24 protein-coding genes and 1 pseudogene are annotated in these 21,758 nt (G+C 41.2%); 10 read left to right on the forward strand and 15 right to left on the reverse strand.

Going from position 1 to position 21,758, the window contains the following annotated elements; translation table 11 throughout:
* Positions 1–220: transposase zinc-binding domain-containing protein (locus tag T501_RS21065; protein ID WP_197027993.1), on the reverse strand; the 220-nt coding region annotated here is incomplete at its 3' end.
* 170 nt (positions 221–390) lie between these two features.
* Here T501_RS21065 and T501_RS18095 point away from each other — a divergent pair.
* The 6 genes from T501_RS18095 (at position 391) to T501_RS18120 (ending at position 5,681) form a co-directional block, all read left to right on the forward strand.
* Positions 391–1,410: an NAD-dependent epimerase/dehydratase family protein gene (locus T501_RS18095; RefSeq protein WP_044916771.1), complete on the forward strand. Its 1,020-nt coding sequence runs from the start codon at positions 391–393 to the stop codon at positions 1,408–1,410.
* A 36-nt stretch (positions 1,411–1,446) separates the two neighbouring features.
* Positions 1,447–1,806 (forward strand): dihydropteridine reductase, encoded by a 360-nt coding sequence (locus T501_RS18100; RefSeq protein ID WP_026511795.1) that lies wholly within the window; start codon positions 1,447–1,449, stop codon positions 1,804–1,806.
* Positions 1,807–2,031: 225 nt separating this feature from the next.
* Positions 2,032–2,811, forward strand: coding sequence for a hypothetical protein (locus T501_RS18105; RefSeq protein ID WP_044916773.1), 780 nt, complete (start codon positions 2,032–2,034; stop codon positions 2,809–2,811).
* Positions 2,812–2,960: 149 nt separating this feature from the next.
* Positions 2,961–4,526, forward strand: coding sequence for a phytoene desaturase family protein (locus tag T501_RS18110; RefSeq protein ID WP_044916809.1), 1,566 nt, complete (start codon positions 2,961–2,963; stop codon positions 4,524–4,526).
* Positions 4,486–5,007 carry a TetR/AcrR family transcriptional regulator gene (locus T501_RS18115; RefSeq protein WP_242845574.1) on the forward strand — a complete coding sequence of 174 codons (522 nt, stop codon included), beginning with the start codon at positions 4,486–4,488 and terminating at the stop codon, positions 5,005–5,007. Before T501_RS18110 ends, T501_RS18115 begins: the two co-directional genes overlap by 41 nt.
* Before the next feature lie 158 nt (positions 5,008–5,165).
* A complete protein-coding gene (locus tag T501_RS18120; RefSeq protein WP_044916776.1) occupies positions 5,166–5,681 on the forward strand; it encodes a hypothetical protein in 516 nt (171 codons plus the stop codon).
* Between the two features lie 132 nt (positions 5,682–5,813).
* On the opposite strand, the gene T501_RS18125 is transcribed toward T501_RS18120, so the two are convergent.
* The 3 genes from T501_RS18125 to T501_RS18135 form a co-directional block, all read right to left on the reverse strand.
* On the reverse strand, positions 5,814–6,890 hold the full coding sequence (locus tag T501_RS18125; RefSeq protein ID WP_044916778.1) for a tyrosine-type recombinase/integrase: 1,077 nt from the start codon (positions 6,888–6,890) through the stop codon (positions 5,814–5,816).
* 125 nt (positions 6,891–7,015) lie between these two features.
* Complete coding sequence (locus tag T501_RS18130; RefSeq protein WP_044916779.1) at positions 7,016–7,693, reverse strand: FAD-dependent oxidoreductase; 678 nt, start codon at positions 7,691–7,693, stop codon at positions 7,016–7,018.
* Between the two features lie 113 nt (positions 7,694–7,806).
* The gene (locus T501_RS18135; protein ID WP_044916781.1) at positions 7,807–9,330 is read right to left on the reverse strand and encodes a sialate O-acetylesterase; all 1,524 of its coding nucleotides are present in this window, start codon (positions 9,328–9,330) and stop codon (positions 7,807–7,809) included.
* Between the two features lie 153 nt (positions 9,331–9,483).
* On the opposite strand from T501_RS18135, the gene T501_RS20500 reads away from it, so the two are divergent.
* Positions 9,484–10,224 (forward strand): AraC family transcriptional regulator, encoded by a 741-nt coding sequence (locus T501_RS20500; protein WP_050008399.1) that lies wholly within the window; start codon positions 9,484–9,486, stop codon positions 10,222–10,224.
* Positions 10,225–10,449: 225 nt separating this feature from the next.
* Positions 10,450–10,731: a DUF4179 domain-containing protein gene (locus T501_RS23045; protein WP_081843242.1), complete on the forward strand. Its 282-nt coding sequence runs from the start codon at positions 10,450–10,452 to the stop codon at positions 10,729–10,731.
* On the opposite strand, the gene T501_RS18145 is transcribed toward T501_RS23045, so the two are convergent.
* From T501_RS18145 to T501_RS18155, 3 genes are all read right to left on the reverse strand, one after another.
* Entirely contained in the window at positions 10,614–11,456 is an 843-nt protein-coding gene (locus T501_RS18145) for a dynamin family protein (protein ID WP_044916783.1), read from the reverse strand. The two genes, T501_RS23045 and T501_RS18145, sit on opposite strands and share 118 nt — an antisense overlap.
* An 8-nt stretch (positions 11,457–11,464) precedes the next feature.
* Entirely contained in the window at positions 11,465–11,701 is a 237-nt protein-coding gene (locus T501_RS18150) for a DUF5688 family protein (RefSeq protein ID WP_044916785.1), read from the reverse strand.
* Between the two features lie 248 nt (positions 11,702–11,949).
* Positions 11,950–12,129 carry a hypothetical protein gene (locus tag T501_RS18155; RefSeq protein WP_029319344.1) on the reverse strand — a complete coding sequence of 60 codons (180 nt, stop codon included), beginning with the start codon at positions 12,127–12,129 and terminating at the stop codon, positions 11,950–11,952.
* Positions 12,130–12,249: 120 nt separating this feature from the next.
* Between T501_RS18155 and T501_RS18160 the strand changes: the two genes are divergently transcribed.
* Positions 12,250–13,206 carry a succinylglutamate desuccinylase/aspartoacylase family protein gene (locus tag T501_RS18160; RefSeq protein ID WP_044916790.1) on the forward strand — a complete coding sequence of 319 codons (957 nt, stop codon included), beginning with the start codon at positions 12,250–12,252 and terminating at the stop codon, positions 13,204–13,206.
* Positions 13,207–13,224: 18 nt separating this feature from the next.
* Here T501_RS18160 and T501_RS18165 read toward each other — a convergent pair whose 3' ends face one another.
* From T501_RS18165 to T501_RS18195, 7 genes are read right to left on the reverse strand one after another with little or no spacing between them, the layout of a single operon-like run.
* A complete protein-coding gene (locus tag T501_RS18165) occupies positions 13,225–13,965 on the reverse strand; it encodes a DUF4198 domain-containing protein (RefSeq protein ID WP_197027994.1) in 741 nt (246 codons plus the stop codon).
* Between the two features lie 22 nt (positions 13,966–13,987).
* On the reverse strand, positions 13,988–14,749 hold the full coding sequence (locus tag T501_RS18170; protein WP_050008400.1) for a class I SAM-dependent methyltransferase: 762 nt from the start codon (positions 14,747–14,749) through the stop codon (positions 13,988–13,990).
* Positions 14,750–14,787: 38 nt separating this feature from the next.
* The gene (locus tag T501_RS18175; protein WP_044916796.1) at positions 14,788–15,528 is read right to left on the reverse strand and encodes an ABC transporter ATP-binding protein; all 741 of its coding nucleotides are present in this window, start codon (positions 15,526–15,528) and stop codon (positions 14,788–14,790) included.
* A 1-nt stretch (position 15,529) separates the two neighbouring features.
* Positions 15,530–16,252, reverse strand: coding sequence for an ATP-binding cassette domain-containing protein (locus tag T501_RS18180; RefSeq protein WP_044916798.1), 723 nt, complete (start codon positions 16,250–16,252; stop codon positions 15,530–15,532).
* 2 nt (positions 16,253–16,254) lie between these two features.
* Positions 16,255–17,073 (reverse strand): ABC transporter permease, encoded by an 819-nt coding sequence (locus T501_RS18185; protein ID WP_044916799.1) that lies wholly within the window; start codon positions 17,071–17,073, stop codon positions 16,255–16,257.
* Positions 17,073–17,996 carry an ABC transporter permease gene (locus T501_RS18190; RefSeq protein WP_044916802.1) on the reverse strand — a complete coding sequence of 308 codons (924 nt, stop codon included), beginning with the start codon at positions 17,994–17,996 and terminating at the stop codon, positions 17,073–17,075. The genes T501_RS18185 and T501_RS18190 overlap by 1 nt, the downstream gene beginning before the upstream one ends.
* Positions 17,989–19,599 (reverse strand): ABC transporter substrate-binding protein, encoded by a 1,611-nt coding sequence (locus T501_RS18195; protein WP_044916804.1) that lies wholly within the window; start codon positions 19,597–19,599, stop codon positions 17,989–17,991. The genes T501_RS18190 and T501_RS18195 overlap by 8 nt, the downstream gene beginning before the upstream one ends.
* Positions 19,600–19,779: 180 nt before the next feature.
* Here T501_RS18195 and T501_RS18200 point away from each other — a divergent pair, with 180 nt between their 5' ends.
* The gene (locus T501_RS18200; protein ID WP_026518317.1) at positions 19,780–20,967 is read left to right on the forward strand and encodes a cation:proton antiporter; all 1,188 of its coding nucleotides are present in this window, start codon (positions 19,780–19,782) and stop codon (positions 20,965–20,967) included.
* Between the two features lie 308 nt (positions 20,968–21,275).
* Here the strand turns inward: T501_RS18200 and T501_RS18205 are convergent.
* Positions 21,276–21,758, reverse strand: a pseudogene (locus tag T501_RS18205) (radical SAM mobile pair protein B); the annotation flags it as partial.

Here is a 21,758-nt window from a genome sequence, read left to right on the forward strand (position 1 = left end):
ACATGGCACCACATGTAGGGCAGAATCTTGAATGACAACGAAAGGGAACAAATTTGAGAGTACCACAATCAGGGCAGCCGTACATAGCGCCGCCATAAGCAGGATCCCCGCAATTGATCATCTTATCGATGTTTTCCATTTCGGTCTTGCGGGGATGAAGAGTATATTGAATTTCTTCATAATGATCGCGGAACAGATCTTGTAGAGTATTTCGTTTCATAAAATCATTATGAATGAGTTGAGGCAAAAAACAACCCCACCCCTCATGATTGAGGGGCAGGGGAGTTGAGGTGCCGTAGGCACTTTTTTATGTGCTCATTTTCCTATAATGACTTCAAGCTAAAAACAAAGAGCGAAAAAACAAATTGAAAATAAGAAAGGAAAAGATAAATGAGCAAAACAAATAAGATGTATCTGGTAACAGGAGCAGCAGGATTTCTTGGAAGCACAGTCTGCAGAAAGCTTGTTGAAAGAAATGAAAAAGTAAGGGCGTTTGTCCTTGAAGGCGACAAGTCAGCAAAATATCTTCCTGAGGAAGTTGAAATAGCATACGGCGATCTTTGTAACAAAGATGACCTGGAAAGATTCTTTGAGACACCTGAAGATACGGAAGTAATTGTGCTTCATATAGCGAGCATCGTAACAGTAAATCCTGATTACAGTCAGAAAGTCATGGATGTAAATGTCGGTGGAACAGAAAACATCATAGAGATGTGCAAAGAGCACAAAGTATCAAAGCTTGTCTATTGCTCATCAACAGGAGCAATACCTGAGGAGGCAAAAGGAACCATACGAGAGTGCGAAGGTTCGATTCCACTTGACACTGAGAGGATCAAAGGATGCTACTCATTGTCCAAGGCAATGGCAACAAATGTGGTCCTTAAGGCAGCGAAGGAAGGCCTTAACGCCTGCGTAGTTCATCCATCAGGAATTCTTGGGCCTGAGGACTTTGCAATGGGTGAGACCACAAAGACTTTAGTTGACATCATCAATGGAGAGATGCCTGCCGGAATCGATGGAAGCTTTAATCTGTGTGATGTAAGAGATCTGGCTGCCGGACTCATTGGGGCAGCTGATAAGGGCAAAAGCGGAGAGTGCTACATCCTTGGAAATGAGCCTGTTAGTTTTAAGGATTTTACAAAGCTTGTTTCAGAGGAGAGCGGTTGCAAGCAGATGAAGTTCTTTTTACCAATATCAGTAGCAAACCTGATTGCCGGGGTACTTGAGAAAAAGGCTAAGAAGACTGGAGAAAAGCCTCTTATGACAACATTCTCCGTTTACAACCTTGCAAGAAACAACCGATTTGATTCAAGTAAAGCAAGTAAGGATCTGGGTTATACCACAAGGTCATATAGAGAGACCATACGTGACGAGATCAGATGGCTCAAAGAAACAGGAAAGATCGCATAAAAAGGACATTCAAGAGAAAAGAAGGAGAAGAATACGATGAACGATTTAGATAAGGTTTATGCAGAAAGTGTTGCAAAGGATTACATGCCAAAGGAAACAAATAAGGTAAGGCAGCTTAAAAAGCTCGATGAAAGAGCAAAGCTTCCGGCATTTATAACAGCCATGACACTTGGAATTATTGGGACTTTGATCTTTGGCGCAGGGATGTGCTTTGGACTTAGCGTCTTTGGAACAGGAGTAATTTTCATGGTCATTGGGGTGCTTCTTGGAATAGTAGGTGCTGCTGTCTGTATCATCAACTATCCTTTATACAAAAAGCTCCTTAAAAAGGGTAAGGAAAAATATGCCTTTGAGATTCTGGAACTTGCTAAAGAGATAACAGGAGAAGCACAATGAAGCATACCAGTGCTACTTTCGGATAGGGAACAATAAAAGAGGGATGATTTTAATAGCTCCGGAATCAAGATCTGATTGATGCCTGGGGCTATTTTTTTGTATGAAAAGTTGATATTTCCACTTTAAATGGTGTTCGAGGGAGATTTTTAGGAAACGCGATTTGCATTTATGGGGAACTTTTGCTAAAATTGCGACCGATTACATTATTTAAGGAGGGAATATATAATGAAATGTATGAAAAAAATCGCTTGTCTGGTGCTCGCGGGGATCATGAGCATCACACTCGCACAGCCGATGGATGTTAAGGCAGCAAGCTCAACAATATCTTTCGGTACAGAGTACACGGAAACCAATACCAGAGGCGCCTGGAATTATAGCTCTGTAACAAACAATTTTCCGGAGGGAGAAAATTGTAGAACCATCAATACTGAATCTGCCGGACGTATCATAATCACCGGTAGCTCAAATGCAGATGTAAGAATTTATCTCTATGACAGCTACGGCGGATCAGAGATTCAGAACAAATCAACAAGCAAGGGAAGATTCACTATATCAGCCAATGTTACAGCCGGCGCACATTACCTGAAGCTTTGGGATACATTTGGCAGTGGCGCTACAGTAAAGTATAACGTAACTTTCACCCCTAACAAGATTTTTACAAAGAAGAAGGGACTTGCCTTTAATAAGGAAAACACAGAATACTTATTGGGCTGCACTTACACTACCGCAACAAATAACTGCAAATCATCAGAGAATTGCCGTAAGATCGTAATACCCCGCGGGAAGAAGAAACTGAAAATCACCGCTTATGGTTTGGGCGAAGGTAATTCTGATGTTCGTGTATACATATACAACAGCAAGGGCAAGAGAGTTCTCGCCAACTGGTCAGTTTGCAACGGTAAAAAAACCAAAACAATCAATGTGAAAAAAGGCACTTACTATATTAAGTTCTGGGAATGCTTCGGTGACAACACTGAGTTCCACTACAAACTAAAAGTTAAATAATTTGGCTGATTTGCCTTAAAGGAAAGTCCCATTTTCTGTATTTGATGCAGAAGATGGGACTTTGTGTTGACAAATTTAATCCATGGATTTATATTGAATACATATTCAATGAATATGTATTCAATTTTGTGGCGAAGCGGGGTAAGGATATGAAAAAAATAGTTATTATCGGTGGTGGGGTTGCAGGACTAGCAGCAGGTATCTATGCCAGACTTTGTGGTATGGATGCAGAAATCTATGAAAAGAACGCTATTCCCGGCGGGGAGTGCATAGGCTGGAGAAGAAAGGGCTTTGTTATCGACAATTGTATCCACTGGCTTACAGGTACAAAAAAAGGAACAGAACTCAATGATGTCTGGAAAGAGGTTGGGGCTCTTTTAGATGATACAGAATATGCGCCTCTTAATTCTTTTTTCACTTCCTGGCACGGTGACAAGAAAGCAACACTCTGGGTTGATCTTGATAGGACCAGAAGAGAACTGACAGAGCTTTCTCCTGAAGATAAGGAAGAGATAGACAAATTCATTGATTATGTTGAGTACTCCAAGAAGTGCGTCATGCCTGCAGCTAAGCCTCTGGATATGTTTGGCTTTATGGACTACATTAACTACGGTAAAGAGATGGGTGAGTTCGTGAATGTTATGAAGGAACTTGGAAATCTTTCTCTTAAGGAATACAGTAAGAGATTTAAATCGCCTCTTATCAGGAAGATGCTCTGTGACTATCTTCCGGGGGATTATACAGCATATTCACTACTTGTTTCATATGCTACTATAGCTGATGGTAACGGTAGCATTCCGGTTGGAGGATCTCTGGAGCTGTCCCTTAGAATGGAGAAACGCTTCAAGGATCTTGGTGGCAGAATTTTCTACAACAAGCCTGCACAGAAGTTAAATATTGAGAAGAAAAAAGTTGTTTCAATGCTTCTTGAGGATGGAACGACAGTCACAGGTGATGTGTTTATCTGTACCACAGATACTGTAGTTCTTTTCAAAAAGCTTATAGATGAAAAGTATATGCCCAAACTTTATAAGAAGGCTTATGAGTCTTCCAAGGAATATCCTGCCACCAGTGGATTCCAGGTAGCTTTTGCAGCAGATAAAAAGTTTAATCCCGGAGAGACAGTGTTTATCGACATCGAGCCTCTTAAGGTCGGCGCAGGTACTTTTGACAGAATGTATGTTAAGGTTTACGGTTATGATGATACCTTTGTTAATGGGGACAGACAGGTAATCCAGACTAATATTTTTCAGAGTGATGCGGATTATGAGTGGTGGAAGTCTCTTACAAAGGAGGAGTACAATAGGGCAAAAGAGGAACTGGCAGAGGCAGTAAGGACAAGGATTGAGGCTGCATTTCCTGAGACTGTTGGTACAATGGAATATCTGGATGCCTGGACACCTCTTACTTATGAGAGATATTGCAACGCATATCATGGCAGCTACATGAGCTTTATGACTACACCTGGCAGTAAGACTATCAGAGTAAAGGGCTACATTAAGGGTATTAAAAACCTTTGCTTTGCAGGCCAGTGGAGCAGCCAGCCCGGCGGACTTCCGGTAGCTGTAACCAATGGTAAATTTGCAATTCAGAGAATGTTTAGTAGAAAAGAATTTGAGGAAAGAATAAATGACCAGAGAAGAGCAGAAGGAAGAGAGGCGGAAAGAGATACTTATGACAGCATTGCAGCTGTTTGTGGAAAAAGGGTATCATGAGACCAAAGTAAGTGATATTGCTGCTGCGGTTCCTATGAGTACAGGACTAATGTTCCATTACTTTAAGTCCAAAGAGGAACTGCTGGCAGCCTTGGTTACCATGGGCATGGAGTACACAAAGGCCACTGCCGGCGGTGAGGACATCCCTGCGGATATTTTTCTTAAGGGAATGCTGGATGAGCTCTTTAAATATGCCAAGTTACAGCCCTTTGTCAGCAATATGTTTGTGCTTATGGCCCAGGCCCGAAGGGCTGGAATGCCTGAGCATATCAGAAAGCTTGCTATGTCTGTGGAGGCAGTTGATAACACTGCCAAGGCAATCAAAAAGGGACAGAAAGAGGGAGTTTTCAGAGAGGGCAATCCCAAACTCCTGGCATTATGCTTCTGGTCAGCCTTCCAGGGTATAATGGAAGAAATGACCATTGATAAAAGCCTCGAAACGCCGGATTCCGAGTGGCTTATGGGGATTTTGCGTAAATAGCTCAAGTTTAACTATGCAGCAACAAAATCACCCTGACGTAGCAAAGTCACAAAGAAGAAGCTTAATCAGCCGCTATATTATCAGCAAAATTTATAAGCGCAGCCTCTATTCTGCTATAGTCAGAAGCATCGAAAATAGGCGAAAATGGGGGAACCGGTATGATAAAAGCTCTTAAATGGGGAAAACAGCATATTTTTTCAATTACGATTTTTGTCATTATCGGATTCGTTCTTTTATCAGGATCGTTAGCTCTCCTTCATCTTAGGTTCAGAGTTTTTGTATATCAGGTCTTTGTAGTCATAGCGCTTCTTGGAATTCTCATCGGAATAATCCAGCTTATACGACGACAATCTAATAAAGCCGCAAGGGCAGCTGCCTATATTGCAACTGTAGCAGTACTTGTAGCTGGAGCATTCTTTATGTACCTCCCAGCCGTCCTATTCTTTCTTGGACAAACAGAAACAACGGTATATATTGATGGGGTAAAATATTCGGCTCACACCTATGAATTCTTGGATAGATTTGTTTATTACTACGATTACAAAAATTTCATGATATCCGGAAATGTGCTTCGAATGGAAGATGACTACCCGGGGTGCAATATTGGTGATCCAATTAGGACTGTCTATGATGAATATGGAAATGGGGCAGTTATTCAGGGGAAGGGTGGCTGAATCCTTCATTTTTAGCGCGTTGACTGATTTGGTAAAGGGTTAATCGATGATTGAACACATGGATATTGCGCTATGACAATTTTTTGAGGTTGTCATTATTGTCAATAAAACTTTTGGTGCTAGTAACAAAAGTTATCTTAATCCCTGAAGTAAATTACGTGTATCAGCCTTTTTTCCAGGTGCAGCTTTTGCATAGATATTTGTCGTATTTATACTGCTGTGGTGGAGTTTTTCCTTTAGAAGCAGTATATCCTTATCGCTTGCAGCATAAAAACTCATCGCAAAGCTTGATCTAAGCTTATGTGGTGTTATTGTCTGTCCTAAGGTACTTCCAAGTCCTGCAATAGCATATTTCTTGACAAGAATCTCTACAGCTCTTACTCCCAGGCGTTCTCCTTTGAGGGTTGTGAATGCTGGTATATGGTCGCTGTCCATGTCATATTTTGTAAGCTGAGCTGAAAAATATTCCTGTAAGCATGCGGCACACTCATCAGAATAGTAGACTATGTCCTGATCCCCGCCTTTTCTCATGACAAGTACGTTGCAGTCATCGAAATTATAATCTCCAATATCCGTGGAAAGCATTTCCGATACTCTAAGTCCGGTGTCAAGCAAAAGCAGAATCATTGCGAGATCCCTTAAAACAAAACGATCATGATGCCGAGCAGCTTTTCCTTCAAGATTTTCCCCGGTTCTTACTTCATCAAGCAGCATTGCCTGTTGCTCATTTGTCAGGTAAATAAGCTTTTTCTCTGCAAGTTTCTTTTGTCTTGTTGCAGCTGCCGGGTTCGCAGTCAGTTTTCCGTTGGTTATAAAATAACTGAACATGGATGAGAGCGTTGCCCTAAGACGTCTAACGGTTGAATCATTATGTTTCTGCGGCACCTCGTTTTTTTCCTTAATATCCGTTCTGACCTTTTTATATCGGCGATCCCTGGTGCTGCGGATCCTTGTAAGATATCTGTTTATATCCAGCGCTTTTAGTTTTGACAGGTCTTCCAGAGAAATATCTTTTATGTCTGTACCGTCGAATTCTGCATGATTATAGACCAGAAAACTGAGAAAATCATAGATATCCCTTGAATATTGAAGCATGGTCGATGGATTGTCTGAGTCTCTGAAATTAAAAATAAAATCCGTGACAAAATCCGGCATCTTATCAAGTAATTCATTTATTCTGTCTGAGTAATTAACAATATTGTTTGCCATATCCAGCCTCTTTCATGGAAATTTCGATGTCACATACAGTATAACATAAAAAATACGTTTTGCTTGCGCAAAACAAAAATATTACGCATAGAATTTATTCGAATATAATCGATTATACCCTTATTCTATGTATCACAACAGTCCCCAGTTATACTCAAAAAGTTTCTATACTTCTTAAGAAGCTCTCTGTTTTTGTCAGAAGGTCTTGCAAGAATCCTTACCTTGAAGCGGTTATTTCTTGAAAGAAGCTGCTTCATGGTCTCCTGACCCATGATTCCTGTAGCTCCAGTGATAAACACAAGCTTTTTAGGCTGTGTGGCATGGCGGTGCTCCTCAGGATCATCAAACCTGAGGGCTACGTCATAGCCTTCTCTGATTGCATTGAGCGCTCTTCTTGCCCCGGCAGCATCACCTACTTCATAGTAGCCTATGCCATTATCAAGGCAGCATTTCTCAAGTGCACTTCCGTCTCTCTTTTTAGCGCCAACAGCCATGACTGCGTAGTCGCATTTATAGGACTTTTCTTCTCCATTAAGTTCACCTATAACAGCATTTCCATCTATAGCTTTGACTTTGATGCCGGTTACTATGTTGATGCCGTCCTTTGCAATCTGCTCTTCAACGCAATATCTTCTTGCCATTCCCATATCTGCACAGTACTGGTCAAGCATCTCCAGAACAGTTATCTTACAGCCTTTTTCCGCAAGATGCTCTGCTGTCTCTATTCCTACAAGTCCTCCACCGATAATGACAACATCTCCTGTAGGAGTCTTGTATCCATCAAGAACCTCATGTGAATTCACAACATAAGCCCTACAAAATAAGCAGTGATTTCATCTACTTCATTTGTGATTTCCTTGTAATTGTACTCGCCTGTTGAAAGTTCTGAGCAGGTGAGCATGATGTCGTTGCCATTCTAAAGCTCTACTCTAAATGGCATAACTGGAATTTTGCTCATATTATACAAATTCACTTCATAATATGGTGTTTCCGCAAATGACACTGCCTTTACCATTTCATCATTATTTACAGTTATTATCAATGATTCATCTTCGATAGTAATTGAATAATTTACAGCGTCAATATCTTTATTAGTCTCACCAATCAGACTTATCGCATTTATTGTATCACCTTTTAGAAATAGCCCACCTGAAGCATTTGAAAAATGAATAATTATCTGACCATCTTTAATTTCTAAAAAATTAGGCATTGGAGCATCGCATAGAATCTTTTCATTGTATAAATGCCCCAACGCAAGTAATGCCAAGCGATGTCCGACTGGCTGCTTCTCCTTTGGATGAATATCCATATAATTTCCAACATCACCGATTGATGCTAAAAATACATTATTCACGCGTTTTGTAACTAACTCTTGCTGTTGTCTCAATTCAGGATAATAAAGAGCATCCTGCATTATTTCTGTTCCAAATGGAGCAAGCTGAGTCATAAAAAATGGCAATTCATCATTCCAATCTCTACGCCAACATTTGATTAGTCCTTCCATCATATCCGCATAGATTTCCGGATGAGTAGAATCGCTTTCTCCCTGATACCAAATAACGCCTTTAACTGTATAAGAAGCAATTTGATTAAGCATGTAATGGTAGCAACCACATGGACGCCAAGGATGCCATGGACCTAAAACGCTGATAGAATCTAGTTCAGCAAAAGCATCCATCATACCTTCCAATTCCTCTTTTGAGACATTTCCATACATCATTTTATCATCTACAGGATTATCAAACGGATGTGATTTATCAGAAAACATATTCGTTAAATACTTCTGCTTAGCCTCTTCCATGTCTATAATTGATGCAACCTGTTCTTCATAATCTCGCCTCCAAACTGGTCCATACTTTTCTACAGATTCCTCATCCATCCAACAACAAGATCTTGTTCCACCCCAGTTACAACCAACAATACCAATTGGTACCTGTAAATGTTCCTGCATTGTTCTTGCAAAGTAATATCCTACAGCAGAAAAATATTGTAAATCCTCTGGTGTAGCTTTTCTCCAGAATCCAAATAGAGAATAATCATGCATCTGAGGTTCTTCGGGTGTAGATATTTCTGGAATATCGTAAAAACGAATTAATGGATTTTCACATGTCTGGACAACTTTATCAAAGTCTTTATCATATCGCATGAAAAATTCCATATTGGACTGACCACCTGCCACAAAAACATCTCCGATTAGTACATCTTCTATGCATATTTTGTCTACGCCATCCGAAACTATCATCTTTGTTCCAAAAGAGGCAGAAAGCGCTGGTATACACACTTTCCATTCTCCTTTTACATCAGTCCCAACCGAGTAATTCTTTCCCTTCAATGAAACATTGATAGTACTTCCTGATTCTGCCGTTCCCCATACATTGATTTCTTTGTCCCGTTGAAGAACCATACCATCTTTAAATATTTCTCCTAATTTTAATCCCATAATAATCTTCCTTCCTTGCTTAGTTTTAAATAAATATATATTAAAAATACACCAAGCAAAATTACATATTCATCATCATTAATGGACAATACACTTTTTTTTATAAAAAACAAAGTGTATTATACAGTTAAAGTAAAGGGAGGAGAATAAGATATGTACATTGATTATAAAATTATAGAGACATCCGTTTTTCACGAATTTAAGCCATCTGAGCACTACTTTTATATTTTAATATTACGTGGTAATGGAGTGTGTAAATTACCGCACAATTCACTCACAATTAAGCCTCATGAATTAGTAGCTTTTCCACTAAATACACCTGCAGAATTCACATTCGAAACATCTGCTATGCTTGGCATTATGGAACTCCATGATACTGTAGCAACAAATCCATCAATCATCCATATTTCTCACCACAAAACGCAGCTAATCAGAGACTTATTCTATAAAGCTATTGACTTGTCAGAATGTAATGATGTTTATTATGAACCTGTGCGTTGCGCAATGGATATGCTGATTTTTGAAGCAATTCATGCTGAATTACATACCTCACTAAACACCAACCCTTGCGTACTACAGATGATTTATAACATTAACAAAAACTTTGCAGACATAAATTTTGATTTACACTCCGAAATTGAAAAAACCGGCTATAGCCTAAATCATTTTCGAAAGCTCTTTAAAAATTCAACTGGTATTCCACCAATAGAGTTTCTTAATCATAAGCGAATCGAATACGCCAAAGAACTTATTAAACACACCAAGATACCTCTCACGGTAAAAGAAATATCGATAAATTGTGGGTATAACGATGCCTATTATTTTTCCCGCCTTTTCAAAAAAATGGAAGGAATATCCCCTAAAGAATATATAAACCGTAATCACGATTGTTAAAGTAAAAAAACAAAAAAGGCGAGACCTCAGCCTCGCCTCAGACTGTAGGCAAACTATATTTCTTCACTTCCTAAATATCGGGATTATAATAAAATGGAGGAATAGATCCCAATTTATTCCATAAAACCAACAATTAAATTCCAATTGTTGTGATTTTTATAGCTTAAGTGGAGAGAAAAAATAAGCGCCGACAATAAGGTTGTAAAATACAATAAACGATTTTCAATGGCTGCCTGTGTATGCTTTATTCTTTTGACGACAATTACATCAACAGCTGCTATTCATCACTTCTGGGGAAGAGGTTTGAGTAGTTATTTCAATGCTACTGATGAGGAACAACAGTCGCTCACAGATCAGGGCCAGGCTATTATTTTTTCAGAGAGTGATGATTATTCAAAATATGCTATTACGGATAATGGAATTACTCTTACACCAGTAGCAATTGTGGCTGATGATAACAAGATTAATCTTGCAGTAAAATACTCAGGCATCTCTCTGATAACATGATACAAATTCTCATTATCTGTTGTATCCAGATTATCAGGGGTTGATAAGAATATAGGCAATCCATTTGTCATATTTGCCATGGCTTCTTTGAGCACCTTTAAATGCCTGGCATTTGACGCAGAATTCGAACCTGGAGTATCAAAAATAACAAATGGGTGTTGCGATTTTGCTAAAACTCCATTGGTAAATGGAATACTTACCTCTATAAGATCAGATACCTTTGGTTCATCCTCATCGTCTTCAAAATCATTTATGATACTTAATGCTTTATTGACTCTTGTAACAATGCTCTCATTCTTCACTTCTAAAAGAGCACTTTTTAATATTGTTGTGAGTTCGTTTTCTATATATGTTTCCGGAAATTCAGTAGTCTCACCATTTATCTGAACATCAATGTCATATGACAAATACTTGCATTTTACATTTGCTCTGTCAGCATATTTTGATCTTGAGATCTTATAAACTCTAGATGTTACTGTTTCAGTTCCACTAGGTAGTATTTCACTTCCGACCAGAGCGTTTATAAAAGTAGATTTTCCAGCACTATAATTACCCATTACACAAATAGGAACCACATCACTTGAAGCATCAGAAAACCTACTCAGATCCGCTTGAATCTTTTTTTGACTAACGCTCTGAACAATTAACGGACTCATTTCCTGAAAGAGTTTTTTAACCTCAGGAAGAATGTCTCTAGCATTCTTAAGATAGATTTTGGATTTCACTGGCTTTATTACATCTTTGAATTGCTCATCAGCACATACATTCCCTTTTCGTACTGCTGGTAAAGAGCTGTAGCATTGAGGTTAACACCGATGATGCTGTCCTCAGGTTTAACAGTGAGTGCCTCATAGGAGGAATTCATCTTCTCCATTGTTCTGGCCTCGACCTCAACATCCATTCCATACTTGGAATACATGATCTCCTTCACGCTGGAAGCAAGTTCCTCTTTGAATTGTTCAAAATCCATACATTTCCCTTTCTTCTTTGTTTTTTGACATAATAAAAGCGCCACCCCGGCAGGAATACCGGAAGCAGCGCTTCACAACAGTTATTCTTTTGCAAAAGAAAAACCAAAGAATGAATCGATTTTGTTCTCTCGTTCATTCCTTGGCTCATTATAATAATATCATGCCCAAAACTGCATGGAAACTACCATTTGGGTGTCATTTGGGTGACACTTGGGTGACATTTGGGGACGCTTTTTCAATTGGTAAATTATGCGCCAACCACATTAGTCATTTCTTCATTTGCATTTCTATCTTCAAAAAGCTTCCTGATCCGTTCTTCCTGCTCTTTTTCAGACTGCTTTTCTTCTTTCTCAAGAAGTGCTTCGTGAATAGTCTCAAGCTCTTTATCAATGCTGTCCATGAGCTTATCCCATTCCTTTATGCTCATCTCCTGGCTGCCTATCTGGATTTTGATCTCAGTTTCATTATTGATATGTAACCCCCCAGGGGGCTTGAAAGTCCCGGTCCTAACATGATAACCTTGGCTCTGAAGTGAGGTTTAAAAACTATGGAGAAAATAAATATAGCCGGACACGAACTTACCTCCGGCAAGACGATAAAAGATCATATACATGTCGGCGGAACTGAGATACACATTCCCCACATCATCATCTGCGGAGAAAAGCCGGGCAAAACCGTACTAGTTACAGCAGGTATCCATAATGCGGAATATGTCGGCATTCAGGCAGCTATTGAGCTCTCTAATGAGATTTCTCCCAAAGACCTTTCAGGAAATCTTATCATCATCCCATTAGCCAACAGGTCAGGTTTTGAAAACAGAACCATGTCCCTTGTTTATGAGGATGGCAAGAATCTCAACAGGGTCTTCCCGGGAGACAAGGATGGTTCAGCCGCCGATCGCCTGGCAAGCCTTCTGTTTGATGTTTTTATCAAAAACGCTGATGCTTACATTGACCTGCACAGCGGAGACGGATACGAGACTCTTATCCCCTACGCATACTACGTGGGAGCTTCTCCTGCCAGTGATATTGCAAAAAAGATGGTGGACTGCGTCAACGCCTCCTACTGCGTAAAGAGTACCTGCACCACCGAAGGCGCCTACAACACAGCCTCCATGGCCGGAATCCCCAGTGTTCTAATAGAGCGCGGTCAGTTAAGCCTGCTTCCAAAGGATGAGGTACAGGCAGACAAAGAGGATGTGCTGAACATTTTGAAATTCCTTGGTCTTATTGAAGGAGAGTACAAGACATATCCCAAGACAGAACTCAGAGAATTCAGTGATGACGCCCCATTCACCGGCTGCTGGTATCCGGAGAAAAAGGTGGGAGAGAAATTTTCAAAAGGTGATAAATTTGGTGAGATAAGGGATTACTTTGGAAGCCCCCTTCACACAGCCATTGCCGATACTGACGGAGTTCTGATCCACCAGTGCTCATCTCTTAGCATAATCAAGAATGGTCCCATGGTGACCTACGGAGTAATACAAAAACAGGATGCATGTTAAACGCATCCTGTTTTTGTATTACCTTTTAACGTATGTGAATGTTGAAGCTATCTCTTTGCTGTCATAGATTCCGGGAATTCCTTCCGCCAGCGGAGTTCTTGTAACGGCCATATACACACCCTTTTTCTCCACTGAGAAGAATATCCTGCCTTCCTCATCTGTGTTCAGGATTCTCTCAAAATACTCTTTTCCATCATAGAACACAACAACTACTGTGGATCCCCCAAGCGGGAATTTGTCGTGAATAAGCTTTAAATGAAGCACATCGGTGTCTGCTTCCCAGGGATCGGGAACGAAGCTTACTCTTGACTCATGGATAAAATCGGGAGTCCCCTTCTTATCTCCAACGGTTATGTTAGTCACATATATCTGAGGATAGTTCTTGGCATCAAGAATATCAGGATATGTCCTTCTGTCACCCTCGTAATACACGTCTTTTTCATCTCTTACATAATTGTTGTCATAGATACACATAAGGGTGTAAATGCCCTCAGAAACTGGCGTAAAGCGAAGCTCATAATAGTCTCCCTGCTCATCGCCCGGACCCTTAACCGGTGTTATTGCTATTCTGTTTCCTTTTTCATCTGTGGAGAAGGCTCTTATCTCATCAAGACGAAAGAATCCGTCCGGCCTCATGTGATGTCCCCACCTCATTATTCCGCAGACTTCTTCCCCCGGCTCATATACACTCTTGTCAGTGATTATCCAGGCTTCGTGGCCATATACCATCATATCTGTTGTATCAATTCCTCTTCTCATATCAAACTCCATTCCCTTTATTTTAAATCACTGCTTTCCGCGCCTTTACCAGAAACATCCTGTCGGGCATGTAAAACTGGTCTTTTTCGCCGTACAGTATATCTCCAACCCCAAGATCAGTAACTACATCTTCATAACCAATTCTCTCAAGAACCGCCTTATCCCACTCAGGTCTGTCCAAAGTACTTATAGATAACATGTGATAAATATCGTGGCACTCCTCTACCATGGCGTCGGTCACATTTTTGTGGGCAAGGTTCTGCATCTGATCATAGTGATGAAATCCCTTTGCATACTCCGCATCATACACAAGCAGCATTCCTCCCGGCTTTAACACTCTGTGCCACTCCATGTAGGCTTCCACCGGATGCGGAAGTGTCCAGACAAGATTTCTATTTATCACCAGGTCAAAAGAGCTATCGGCAAAATCCAGTTTTTCTGCGTCCATAACCATAAGGCGCGCCTTTGCTCCATGGCGCGAAAGCAGCTCTTTTCCCCTCTCTATCATCTCAGGCGTAAGATCCACCCCGGTCACGTCAAAATCGAAATCCGACAACACCATTTCGAAAAAGCCGGCTCCGCATCCAACATCCAGAACAGACAGCTTATCATCAGCTGAAAAGTGTCTTAAAAACTCCGCCTGCCACAGCTGTTTTTTCCTGCTGTGTATCTCCTCGTGTTTGTGCTCACTAAAGCTCTCCGCTCTCTTGGACCAGTAGGTCACAACTTTATCTTTGATATCTTCAGCTTCCTCCTCAAAAGGAATCTGCATAAGTTTAGTCATATTACTGCGTATACCTCAATTATTTTTCTAAAAGTTTGTTACTCAATAAGATTATCAAGCAGTTCTTTCGTGTACTCATGTTGTGGATTTCCAAGAACTTTACCGGTCTCTCCCTCTTCCACACACTCGCCGTTTTTCATTACCATTATCCTGTCGCACAGCATGCTCACCAGAGCAATGTCATGGGAAACAAATATGATCGACACCCCTTCTTTTTCCCTCAGCTGCTGCAAAAGAGCTACTACCTGGGCCTGAGTTGTAACATCCAGCGCACTTGTTGCCTCGTCGCACAAAAGAATACCGGCATCAGAACAAAGTGCCCTTGCAATTGACATTCGCTGGCACTGTCCTCCGGACATGTTGCCTGCCTTTTTCTCCAAAAGACTCTCATCAAGCCCGACAGCCTCAAGGATTCGTGACAGTTTTTCATGGCCACAGCCCTTTGCAGCTTCCACAACGGCTTTTTTCATCTTCATTCTTGGGTCAAAAGACATCTGGGCATCCTGAAATATCATCTGCAGAAAGGTTCCAGTAAAGGCCGGCGACTTACCTGTATACTCTGTTCCCTTATAATAAAGATTTCCACTATCAGGCTTTTCCAGGCAGCTGACATGACGAAGAAGAGTACTCTTTCCGCTTCCGCTCTCGCCTACGATTCCAAGAATCTCTCCATTTTTCAGGAAGAAACTCACATCCTTTAAAGCCTGTAATTTTTTACCTTTATCAACGTAGCTTTTATTTAGATTTTTTCCTTCTAAAATTATATCTGAATCCGGCATATCAGCTCACCTTCAGTCTTGGTACGGCTTTCAAGAGATTCTTTGTGTACTCGTTTTGTGGATTCTCCAGGATCTCTTTTGCAGGGCCATACTCAAGCATCCTGCCACTTTTCATGATTCCAATGTAATCAGCCATTTTAGATGCAATACCCAAATGGTGGGTAACCATCAAAATGGTAGTACCCTTTAGTTTGTTGATCTCAAGAAGCTGCTCCACAACCATCCCTGCTGTTTTAACATCCAGGGCGCTTGTAACTTCATCGCATAATAAAATCTCCGGCTCCAAGAGCATTGTTGTGGCAATGGCCATACGCTGATTCATGCCTCCTGACAACTCATAAGGCCTTGATGCAAGCGCTCTTTTAGCATCATTAAGTCCCAGGATTTGGAGTGTCTTCTCAACTTCATCTATTTTAAAGTCGATGTTATTACTTTTTAGCGCCTCCATTATCTGTGCCTTGTAAGTCCTTATGGGATTAAAAGATCCGCCGGGATTCTGAGGCACAATGCCAAGTAAAATGTCTTTTGGAGTCTCTATACTTCCGCATGTTTTAGTCACGCCCCCAAAGCCATGAATAGCCTTAAGAAGCGTAGATTTACCGCTTCCGCTCTCACCGACAATACAGACTCTTTTACCTGCTTCCACTTCAAAAGAGATATCATTTATAACACTCTCATCACCGTAGCCGGCAGAGAGATTGTTTATCCTAAGTATTGTATCCATGCTTAATCCTCATCTCTATATTCCATGACGCAGTCCCCAAGATAATTAAATACTATGATGGTGACTATGGTAGCAATTGCCGGATACAGCACAGCCCAAGGTGCTAACTGTATATATGCCCTGGACTCATTGATCATTGAGCCCCACTCAGCAGTGGGTGGCACAACTCCAAGCCCCAAAAAAGACAGGCCCGAAATACCTATCATTGTGGTTCCTATCTGTGTGAGGGCATTTGTAAGAAGTGGTGCTATTATATTGGGAAGTATGTGGGCCATCATTATAGCCGGCCCACTCTTTCCCGCCAGTTTTGCAGCTTGCACGTAGGGGCAATTCTTTATGGCGAAAGTATGACTCCGTGCAAGTCTGGCAAACCCGGTCCACATAGTTATTCCCAGCGCGATCATGGCGCTTGAAAGTCCTCCTCCAAGAATGCCCGCAACCGCGATGGCTACTACCATCTGAGGAAATGCCAGCATAATATCGGCAATCCTCATCATTAATTCATCCAGTATCCCGCCATAATATCCGCTAAGGATTCCAATAATGCTTCCCAGGATGAAAGAAATCGCAACCAGTATAAATGTAGCTGCTATAGTTGTCCTTGCTCCGTATAAAACTCTTGAAAACACGCATCTTCCCAGGTTATCTGTTCCAAACAGAAATTCCCCGGACGGAGCTGACCTTATGGCTGATGCGCTTGTTGCATATGGATCATTAGGTGCAATAACACTTGCGAAAAGAGCTATAAGCACCAAAAGCAGTGCAACACCTGCAGATATTATTACTTTTATTCTGTTAATCTTTTTCCGTTTATGGTTCATTAAAAAGACCTCGGATCCAAAAGCCTGTAGATAATATCAACTATCAGATTTATAACAACATAGATTGTTCCCATAATAAGCACAAAGCCCATGATCACAGGGTAGTCCCTGGCTGTTATGGAATCCATCACAAGTTTGCCGATACCCGGCCATCTGAAAATATTCTCAATAACAACGCTGCCTCCCATAAGGGTTCCGATCTGAAGGCCGATTATTGTAAGTATGTGTCCAAGGCTGTTTCTAAGGACATTGTTGATAAGAATAAATCTGCCCTTTATCTTTCTGGACTTCATTCCCACAACATACTCTTCCCCAAGCTGATCCAGGAGTTCGCTCCTTATCTGCCTTGTAAACCTGCCTGCCATGGGTATTGCCAGAGAAAGTGCAGGGAGCATAAGTCCTTTGATGCTTCCATCTGCAATTACGGGAAAGACCTTGATATGTATGCAAAACAGATACATCAAAAGTACTGATATCAGGAAATTCGGAAGAGAATTGCCTATAAATGAAATGAGTCTGACTATATGGTCTACCAGTTTTCCTTTTTTGACCGCTGACACTATTCCCAGTGGAAAAGAGATTATAAGCGCCAAAAGCAGACTGGTTAAAGCCAGTCCACATGTGTTCTTAAGCCCTTTTATCAGTTTTGGCGCGACCGGAAGATCATCCTTAAAGGAAACGCCAAAATCTCCTCTAAGAACATTCGAAAGCCACTCCGCGTACCTAACGATAAAGGGGCGGAGGAGGCCAAGCCTCTCCCGCTCCGCTTGCAGTATTTCTTTTGTGACCACCACACCCTGGGAGGTGAGTCTCTTTTCCGCAGGGTCACCGGGAGCCAGATACATTATGCCAAACACAAGAAAGCTCAGCACTAAAAGTATCAGGGCAAGTCCCAGGATCCTTTTAAGTATTTGTTTAGCCATTAATATCAGTCTCTGCGTCTATTCCATAGAAATCGAAAGGAACATACTCGGCAAATCCGCTTACGCCCTTACGAAGAACTGTAGTGTTATTGAAAAGTCCAACATATCCAAATGCATTGTCATCTATAGCAATCTGAACGATCTTGTTGGCAAGCTCTGCTCTCTTTGCAGTATCTGTCTCAATTCTGAGCTGCTCAATCATGCTCTGGCATTCAGCACTCTCAAATCCACCTACATTGTAGTAAGCTCCGTCTGCAAGAGTTGAGTCGATGAAGTAAAGAGGATCACCTGACTTATCAGCGATCATGCAGTAAAGAGCAAGATCAAAGTCAGCGTTTGCAATGTAAGTAGCATCCGGATCTTCCTCAACTCTAAGTGTTGAATCAATACCAACAGCCTTAAGCTGCTCCTGGATTAGGATTGCAAGAGTATCAAGCGATCTTGCTGCATAGTATGCAATGCTGATGCTGAGCTTATTACCATCCTTCTCGTAGATGCCGTCAGCTCCAAGTGTATAACCATCGGCCTCCAAAAGCTCTTTTGCCTTGGCAGTATCTACTGCAGGAACATTTACCTTGCCATAAGCAGCTGATGTTGAGAATGGTCCAACTGCTGCAGATACTGTACCTGAAAGGTACTCTGCAATCTTGTCCTTATCAACAGTGAGATTGATCGCTTCTCTCACAGAATCATCAAGTGTATTCTCATTGAGAATGTAGTACTGAAGACGTGCACCTGGAATTGAAACTACATCGTACAGATCAGGGCTCTGGTTATAAACCTCAAGAGCTGCTGATGAAACGCTGTTGTAGCAGTCGATCTCGCCGCTCTGCATAGCAAGGAGCTTGGGATCATCCTCCTGCATGTAGTAGAATACAGCGCCGTCGAGCTTGACATCACCGCCCCAGTAGTTCTCATTCTTTACAACCGTAACATCACCCTCAGGTATAAACTCTTTTACAACAAACGGGCCTGTGCATACAGGCGCATTGTCAAAATCTGTTGTTGAATCAAGATCTATCATTCCGCACTCAGGGCTTGCCAGATCGTTCTTAAGAGTTGGATAAACTTCCTTTGTATCGATAACGATTGTCTTGTCATCTGTAGCAGTCATTTCAAAATCGCCAAGATAAGCAAATCTACTGTTCTCTGCAGCAAGACGCTGAAGGTTTCTGATGACCATATCAGCTGTCAGAGGGTTCCCATTTGAGAACTGAACTCCATCATTAAGTGTAATAGTCCATGTGGTGCCATCAGAAACTGCATCATTAGCAAGGCATGGAACAGCACTCATGGTCTCGTCGAGCTTAAACAGTGCTTCTGAAACACCATAAATTGATGTGTACCATCCGTAGTACTCCTTATGTACATCAAGACTTGGATAAGCAAAAGATGCTGCAGTGTGAAGAATCTTTTCACCTGTAGCTGTAGACTGACTTGCGTCAGCTGTCTGATCATCAGATGTTGTCGCCTGTGTTTCAGTAGTTGTCTCAGTTTCTGCTGCCCCAGTTTCTGTTGTCTGTGTGTTTGCACCTGAACCACAAGCTACCATTGATAATGTCATGGTTGCAGCAAGAAGCGCTGCTAAAAACTTTTTCTTCATAATATAGTATCCTCCATTGTGCCTGAATTACCTCACACAAATGAAAGGATAACATTGTCAAATCCGCCCCACAAGCCCCCTGGGGGGTTATCGCTACGCTGATTATAGTTTTTTAACTTGATTTTGAGAAGAAAAAGTATCATACTCATTTCCTAGCATCAATAAGATGGAGGGATAAATATGGATACAATTCAGATTCTTAGAGATCTTTTTATAATTATCGTCATGGCAAAGTTATTCGGACTGATAGCCAGAAGACTTCATGCGCCACAGGTTGCCGGTGAGATCATCGCAGGTCTTCTCATAGGTCCAACACTGCTTAATCTTGTTAATCCCAGTGATTTCCTGTCTGGCATGGCCGAAATCGGTGTGATCCTTCTGATGTTCAGCGCCGGCCTGGAAACAGATATCGACAAACTCAAAAAATCCGGCCTGAAGGCAACAATCCTTGCATGCACCGGTGTTGGAGTTCCGCTGGTTCTTGGAACGCTCCTGTACATGGCTTTCTATGGCGTTGCAACTCCCGGATCAACCGAGTTCATAAAAGCACTCTTTATAGGAACTATTCTTACAGCTACTTCCGTGAGCATAACAGTTCAGGTTCTAAAGGAACTTGGAAAGATTTCTACAGAAGTGGGAACAACGATCATGAGCGCCGCAATCATCGATGATGTAATAGGAATCGTGGTTCTTACAGCTGTTCTTGGTCTGAAAGATCCAAATGCCAATCTTGCAGCTGTTTGCTTAAAGACCGTAGCCTTCTTTGCCCTTTCGGTTGTTGTGGGAATGATCATATTTAAGATAATGTCAAAAGCAGAAGCAAAATGGCCTCATACCAGAAGAATCCCGATCATGGGACTGGCACTTGCCTTTGCGATGTCTTATGTTGCAGATAAGTACTTTGGAGTAGCTGATATCACCGGAGCCTATGTCGCAGGTATTATTCTCAGCTCCCTGGACAACTCCGAGTATATAGACAGAAAGATGGACATAAATTCATATATGTTATTCGGCCCCGTATTCTTTGCAAGTGTAGGACTTCAGACAAACCTAAGGTCTGTTGACATGACAATCCTTGCATTCTCGGCAGCATTTGTTGTAGTTGGACTCCTCGGAAAGGTTGTAGGCTGTGGCATCGTTGCAAAGCTCCTTAAGTACAACACCTCTGACTCGTTAAAGATTGGTGTTGGTATGATGACCAGAGGCGAAGTTGCACTTATCGTAGCTCAAAGAGGTTTAAAAGCTGGTATCGTTGACAGCAGATACTTTACCGCAGTAATCCTGTTGATAATATTAAGCTCAATTCTGACACCTATAATATTGAAGGCTATATATGCCTCAGATGACAAAGCTAATTCTCCTGCTTAAGTTAATCGACTGTAGAACTGATAATGTACTAAAATAAAAAGGTCCGCTTTCTATTAAGAAAACGGGCCGTTTAATTTCAGTTTTAACAAGCAATGCTAAAAGCATCCCCACACATCATATCTTTTATCATACTGGCAAATATCTACATCCATATCAGCAATCTCATCAGCATACAGCCGAATAAGATCACTAAGGGTCCTACGAAAAGCCATATTACTTGTCCTTACCTTCAATCCAATAATTTACCAAATGCAAAATGGTATTTATTGTAATGCTATCGAATCTTTAAATTCCGGTTTATTCTTCCATCAAGGATTATGTATTACATTTCTCTTTCCACTATTGGCAGTTCCTCTTACTTCTTCGTGGTAAAAGTAATCTACGATTGTTGGATGTCCTTTCTCTACTCTCTCATACGGAGTTTCATTATCAACAAACCTGCAATCATACTTTTTAGCCAGCTCTTCTGCTTTCTTTTCCAACGCTTCAAAATAGCTGCGGTTCTTTTTATTATAAATTTCGTCATACAGCGGCACCAGATCCGGATGTTTATCAGAAATGTATTTCATGATATCTGCCTTAAAACCTCCGCGAAGATTCAGATTCTCAAGCCATACAAGGTCACACTGATCTTTTGTCCTGTCTATGATTGCCTCTATATCCGTAATCCCCGGGAACACGGGTGAAATGAAGCAAATTGTACGAATGCCTGCCGCATATACCTCTTTCATTGCAGCAAGCCTTCTTTCTATGCTTACTGCCGCATCCATATCATCTTTAAACTCTTCATC

Origin of the sequence: Butyrivibrio sp. WCE2006, from assembly GCF_000701985.1 — a bacterium.
Lineage (GTDB): Bacteria > Bacillota > Clostridia > Lachnospirales > Lachnospiraceae > Butyrivibrio.

Bases quoted from the DNA above. Each gene is read 5' to 3' on its own strand.
- T501_RS18200 (WP_026518317.1), top strand. From the start codon at position 19,780: ATGGATACAATTCAGATTCTTAGAGATCTTTTTATAATTATCGTCATG.
- T501_RS18170 (WP_050008400.1), bottom strand. From the start codon at position 14,749: ATGACTAAACTTATGCAGATTCCTTTTGAGGAGGAAGCTGAAGATATC.
- T501_RS18180 (WP_044916798.1), bottom strand. From the start codon at position 16,252: ATGGATACAATACTTAGGATAAACAATCTCTCTGCCGGCTACGGTGAT.
- T501_RS18165 (WP_197027994.1), bottom strand. From the start codon at position 13,965: ATGAGAAGAGGAATTGATACAACAGATATGATGGTATATGGCCACGAA.
- T501_RS18105 (WP_044916773.1), top strand. From the start codon at position 2,032: ATGAAATGTATGAAAAAAATCGCTTGTCTGGTGCTCGCGGGGATCATG.
- T501_RS18175 (WP_044916796.1), bottom strand. From the start codon at position 15,528: ATGCCGGATTCAGATATAATTTTAGAAGGAAAAAATCTAAATAAAAGC.
- T501_RS20500 (WP_050008399.1), top strand. From the start codon at position 9,484: ATGTACATTGATTATAAAATTATAGAGACATCCGTTTTTCACGAATTT.
- T501_RS18100 (WP_026511795.1), top strand. From the start codon at position 1,447: ATGAACGATTTAGATAAGGTTTATGCAGAAAGTGTTGCAAAGGATTAC.
- T501_RS18185 (WP_044916799.1), bottom strand. From the start codon at position 17,073: ATGAACCATAAACGGAAAAAGATTAACAGAATAAAAGTAATAATATCT.
- T501_RS18150 (WP_044916785.1), bottom strand. From the start codon at position 11,701: ATGGATTTTGAACAATTCAAAGAGGAACTTGCTTCCAGCGTGAAGGAG.
- T501_RS18115 (WP_242845574.1), top strand. From the start codon at position 4,486: ATGACAGCATTGCAGCTGTTTGTGGAAAAAGGGTATCATGAGACCAAA.
- T501_RS23045 (WP_081843242.1), top strand. From the start codon at position 10,450: ATGGCTGCCTGTGTATGCTTTATTCTTTTGACGACAATTACATCAACA.
- T501_RS18110 (WP_044916809.1), top strand. From the start codon at position 2,961: ATGAAAAAAATAGTTATTATCGGTGGTGGGGTTGCAGGACTAGCAGCA.
- T501_RS18190 (WP_044916802.1), bottom strand. From the start codon at position 17,996: ATGGCTAAACAAATACTTAAAAGGATCCTGGGACTTGCCCTGATACTT.
- T501_RS18125 (WP_044916778.1), bottom strand. From the start codon at position 6,890: ATGGCAAACAATATTGTTAATTACTCAGACAGAATAAATGAATTACTT.
- T501_RS18155 (WP_029319344.1), bottom strand. From the start codon at position 12,129: ATGAGCATAAAGGAATGGGATAAGCTCATGGACAGCATTGATAAAGAG.
- T501_RS18160 (WP_044916790.1), top strand. From the start codon at position 12,250: ATGGAGAAAATAAATATAGCCGGACACGAACTTACCTCCGGCAAGACG.
- T501_RS18135 (WP_044916781.1), bottom strand. From the start codon at position 9,330: ATGGGATTAAAATTAGGAGAAATATTTAAAGATGGTATGGTTCTTCAA.
- T501_RS18195 (WP_044916804.1), bottom strand. From the start codon at position 19,599: ATGAAGAAAAAGTTTTTAGCAGCGCTTCTTGCTGCAACCATGACATTA.
- T501_RS18120 (WP_044916776.1), top strand. From the start codon at position 5,166: ATGATAAAAGCTCTTAAATGGGGAAAACAGCATATTTTTTCAATTACG.
- T501_RS18095 (WP_044916771.1), top strand. From the start codon at position 391: ATGAGCAAAACAAATAAGATGTATCTGGTAACAGGAGCAGCAGGATTT.